Here is a 3,214-nt window from a genome sequence, read left to right as displayed (position 1 = left end):
GTCGCATCCCTATATCGCAACAGCTGGTTCGATCGGGTTGTAAACACGGTAACACTTACGACCATTTCGTTCCCGGAATTTTTCGTGGCCTACATGCTCGCCTTCCTGGTTATCTCGCGCGATACGTTTGCGGGCACCGAATTCGCCCAGTCTTTACCAGCCTGGCTGGCGATTTCGATCAACTGGACCCTTAACGTCGTACCGAAGTTCCCAACGCTGGCCAATATCAACGACGAGACCCCTTTCTGGGACCACGTCTGGCGTGCCGCTCTGCCGTCCATCACCCTCACGCTTGTCATCGTTGCTCACATGATGCGAATGACGCGCGCGGCTATTCTCAACATGCTTTCAAGCCCCTATATCGACATGGCCCGATTGAAGGGAATGGGGCCAATGGTTGTCGTCGTCCGGCACGCTTTGCCAAATGCCTGGGCCCCGATTGTGACGGTAGTGGCCTTCAATCTTGCCTATCTCATCGTCGGCGTCGTGATTGTCGAGGTGGTGTTCGTCTATCCCGGCGTCGGGCAACTGATGGTCGACGCCGTGAGGTCAAGAGACGTACCGGTCGTTCAAGCCTGCGCGCTTGTGTTCGCCGCAGCCTACATCCTGCTCAACCTGATCGCCGATATCATCTCCATCGCAACCAACCCGAGACTGTTGCACCCACGATGACAAGTGCAGAGCCTGTGATCCAGACCACCAGAGCGCGTAGGGTGAGGCGGACGCGCCGATCTCGCATGAGGATAGCGCTGAAAAAGGCCCCACTCAGCGCCTGGTTCGGTATGGGTGTGATCCTCTGCTACATTATCGTCGCGTTATTTGCGCCTCTGATCGCACCATATCGAGAAACGCAGGTCTTTAGCGAGGCATTCGCGCCCTGGAGCCACGAGTTTACGTTCGGCACCGACCAACTCGGTCGCGACATGCTTACACGACTGATCTACGGAGCCCGCAACACGATCGGCATCGCCTTCATCACAACTATTTTATCCTTCGCAGCGGGTGTGACGCTCGGCCTTCTCGCTGCAATGTACCGGGGCTGGCTGGATCAGCTATTGTCACGCGCCGTGGACGTGTTGATGTCGATTCCGAGCCTGATATTCGCACTGATGCTGCTTTCGATTTTCGGCTCTTCAATGGCCAGCCTCATCTTGATCATAGCTCTGCTCGATTCGACGCGCGTGTTCCGTCTGGCGCGAGCAGTTGGCCTGAACGTGGTGGTGATGGAATATGTCGAGGTCGCGCAGCTGCGGGGCGAAGGCCCCGCATGGATTCTCCGCAAGGAAATCCTGCCCAATGTTCTGCCGCCGCTCATTGCGGAGTTTGGTCTGCGATTTTGTTTTGTTTTCCTAACCATTGCAGCATTGTCGTTCCTGGGCGTCGGCATACAGCCGCCATCCGCCGATTGGGGATCGATGGTGCGGGAAAACGCGACGCTGATTACCTATGGCGATGTCACGCCGCTTCTGCCGGCGGGCGCCATTGCCCTCCTCACAGTAGCGGTGAACTTCGTCGTAGACTGGTTTTTGCATTCAACGAGCGGACTGCGTGATGAAAAGTAGCAATGTCATCGCGCGCGAAAGGGGGACAGATCTTCTCACGGTCCGCAATCTTCACGTTGAAGGCTTTTCCGGCGAGCGCTGGCACCCGATCGTGCGCGGCGTTGATTTCTCACTCAAACGCGGAGAAGTGCTTGGACTAATCGGCGAATCCGGCGCCGGAAAGTCGACTATCGGCCTTGCTGCAATGGGATATGCCAAGCCAGGATGCCGTATTACCCAAGGCTCCGTGGCCTTCGATGGCGCCGATCTTTTGTCAATGAGCGAAGCACGCCGTCGGCGCCTCCGGGGCTCCCGTATTGCCTATGTGGCGCAAAGCGCAGCTGCCTGGTTCAACCCGGCTCACCGGCTCCTCGATCAGACCGTTGAAACGGCGGTTGCGCACGGGATCGCCAGCCGAGGTGAGGCCAACCGTGATGCTGTGGAGCTTTATAAACGGCTCCAACTTCCAGAGCCTGAGACTATAGGTTTCCGGTATCCGCATCAGGTATCCGGCGGCCAATTACAGCGAGCCATGACCGCCATGGCTATGGCGAGCCGGCCCGACTTGATTGTGTTCGACGAGCCGACAACTGCGCTCGATGTGACGACTCAAGTCGAGGTTCTAGCGTCAATCCGCAGTATTGTTGAAGATTTCAACACTGCGGCGATATACGTGACGCACGATCTGGCCGTAGTGGCGCAGATGGCAGACCGGATCATGGTCCTGCGCCACGGACAAACTGTCGAGGAAGCGGGCACACGGCAGATGCTTGCAGCCCCCACCCAGGAATACACTCGGACGCTCTGGGCTGTGCGAAAGCTCGCCAAGCCAGAAATTGAGGCCCGGGACCATTTACTGATCATCGACAATGTAACCGCCGCTTATGCTGGAAGGGTTAAGGTGCTGGTGGACGTGTCCATCAAGGTTCCGCGTGGCCGAACGGTAGCGTTGGTGGGCGAATCAGGGTCGGGGAAATCGACGCTCGCCCGCGTCGTTACCGGTTTGCTGCCCGCTTTTTCGGGCTCGATCTCATTTGACGCCCAGCCGCTTCCCCTGTCCTTAAAGCAACGCTCGAAAGATCTGCTGCGGCGTATTCAGATGATCTATCAGTCGCCGGACAGCGCGCTTAACCCTCGCCAGACTGTAGAGGACATAATCGCGCGTCCGCTTGAGTTCTATTTAGGCCTAAAAGGGGAGCAGCGCGACCGCCGGATCGGCGAACTCATGCATATGATCGAGATGGACGAAAGTTTCCTTGATAGGCTGCCCGGTGAATTGTCGGGAGGCCAGAAACAGCGGATCTGTATTGCGCGCGCGCTCGCTGCGAATCCCGAGCTCATCATTTGTGACGAGGTCACCTCGGCACTGGATCAAGTTGTGCAAGAAGAAATCTTGAAGCTTCTGATACGCCTACAGAGCGAACTCGGCGTCAGCTACATCTTTATCACCCATGATATCGCGACAGTAAGGGCAATCGCGGACGAGGTCGTCGTCATGCACCAAGGCAAGGTGGTGGAGCACGGTTCGAAAACCGAGATCCTGACATCACCTCAGGTTGCCTACACAGAACGGCTTCTCTCTTCCGTGCCGGCAATGGATCCGGATTGGCTGACGCAACTGCTGGCAAAACGGAAGAACCAAGGCATTCTGGACGTGGCCGGCTAAACAGCTC

Annotated in this window: 3 protein-coding genes; all 3 read left to right on the top strand. The window is 57.2% G+C overall.

Annotation, left to right across the window (positions count from 1 at the left end; all coding sequences use genetic code 11):
- A partial coding sequence (locus EOA28_RS30120; RefSeq protein WP_148670941.1) for an ABC transporter permease occupies window positions 1-672 on the top strand: 672 nt, incomplete at its 5' end.
- Between the two features lie 65 nt (window positions 673-737).
- Window positions 738-1,562 (top strand): ABC transporter permease, encoded by an 825-nt coding sequence (locus EOA28_RS30115; protein ID WP_126082613.1) that lies wholly within the window; start codon window positions 738-740, stop codon window positions 1,560-1,562.
- Complete coding sequence (locus tag EOA28_RS30110) at window positions 1,552-3,207, top strand: ABC transporter ATP-binding protein (RefSeq protein WP_127249410.1); 1,656 nt, start codon at window positions 1,552-1,554, stop codon at window positions 3,205-3,207. Before EOA28_RS30115 ends, EOA28_RS30110 begins: the two co-directional genes overlap by 11 nt.
- Window positions 3,208-3,214: the final 7 nt, after the last annotated feature.

Origin of the sequence: Mesorhizobium sp. M2A.F.Ca.ET.067.02.1.1, assembly GCF_004023285.1 — a bacterium.
In the GTDB taxonomy this organism is placed as follows: Bacteria; Pseudomonadota; Alphaproteobacteria; order Rhizobiales; family Rhizobiaceae; genus Mesorhizobium.
This window is presented reverse-complemented; position numbering and strand designations above follow the sequence as displayed.

What these genes read in the sequence shown, in the direction of transcription:
- EOA28_RS30110 (WP_127249410.1), top strand. Translation starts at nt 1,552, where the DNA reads ATGAAAAGTAGCAATGTCATCGCGCGCGAAAGGGGGACAGATCTTCTC.
- EOA28_RS30115 (WP_126082613.1), top strand. Translation starts at nt 738, where the DNA reads ATGAGGATAGCGCTGAAAAAGGCCCCACTCAGCGCCTGGTTCGGTATG.